Consider the following 1,406-nt stretch of genomic DNA (forward strand, 5'->3'; position numbering starts at 1 on the left):
ACTATTTGGGGCATTTTTTATGGAAAGAAAAGTAAAGTATGACTATGCATTTAAGTTAGAATGTGTAGAATTGGTTTTAAAGAAGCATTATTCAGATGGATATGTTTCAAAATTAAAACAGACTGCAAGATGGAATATTCGTAAGTGGGTCAGTTTTTATAAGGCATATGGTAAAATTGGTTTATTGCCACGAATTAATCAAAGCTATTCAGCCGAATTTAAACTAAAAGTACTCAATAGCATACAAAAAGAATCTCTTTCCTTGATGCAGGCTGGCATAAGATTTAATATTCCCAATATGTCCATAATTTTAAAATGGAAAAAAGATTTTGCTAACTTTGGGCTAGCAGCATTACAACCAAAACAAAGAGGCAGACCCATATCGATGAGTGATAATAAAGGCAAAAAACGTAAATCAGACAAACTCCTTACAAGAGAGCAAGAACTGCTAAAAGAAAACGAAAGACTTCGCTGTGAGAATGAATTGCTAAAAAAGCTTCAAGCCTTAATTCAAGCCAGGAAAAATCCAAAGCCATAAACGAATTAAGGCATAAATTTGGTTTGGAATTACTTCTGGACCTAGCAAATATGGCGCGCAGCAGTTTTTATTATCATCAAAAACAAAGTAAATCACCTGATAAATATAAAGAAACTAAAGAACTGATTAAAGCCATTTATCAAAAGCATAAAGGATGCTATGGCTATAGAAGGATAACCGATGAACTGCAAAACAGAGGGGTGCTTATCAATCATAAAAACAGTTCTCAGATTAATGAATCTATTAGGGCTGAAAAGTGTTATTAGAGTAAAAAAATATAAATCTTACAAAGGTGAAAATGGTAAAATAGCTCCAAATATACTGGAACGAAATTTTAGGGCACAAGCCCCAAATCAAAAATGGGCAACCGATATAACAGAGTTCAACGTAGGGGGAAACAAATTATATTTATCACCAATAATTGACTTGTTTAATCAAGAAATAATCAGCTATGAAGTTACGGAGAGACCAGTGTTCAATCAAGTGGTTATGATGCTGAGAAAAGCCTTTAGAAAAATACCAAACAATACAAATTTAATACTTCATTCTGACCAAGGCTGGCAATACCAAATGAAACATTACCAACATTTATTAGAACAAAAAGGAATCAAACAAAGTATGTCAAGAAAAGGAAACTGTTTGGATAATGCAATTATTGAAAACTTCTTTGGAATATTAAAATCTGAAATGTTTTATACTCAAAAATTCAAATCAATAGAACAATTAAAAAAAGAAATTAATAGATATATAATCTATTATAATAACGAAAGAATTAAATCAAATTTAAACAAAATGAGCCCGATAAAATATCGAGCTCATTATTATCAAACTTAATTATAAATTTGTCTAAACTTTTGGGTGCAGTCTA

The 1,406-nt window shown here is 30.9% G+C and carries 1 pseudogene; it reads left to right on the forward strand.

What is annotated here, in order from left to right:
* The first annotated feature begins 19 nt into the window (after nucleotides 1-19).
* Nucleotides 20-1,372, forward strand: a pseudogene (locus RT99_RS25945) (IS3 family transposase).
* Nucleotides 1,373-1,406: the final 34 nt, after the last annotated feature.

It is taken from the genome of Flavobacterium sp. MEB061, from assembly GCF_000834715.1.
In the GTDB taxonomy this organism is placed as follows: domain Bacteria; phylum Bacteroidota; class Bacteroidia; order Flavobacteriales; family Flavobacteriaceae; genus Flavobacterium; species Flavobacterium pectinovorum.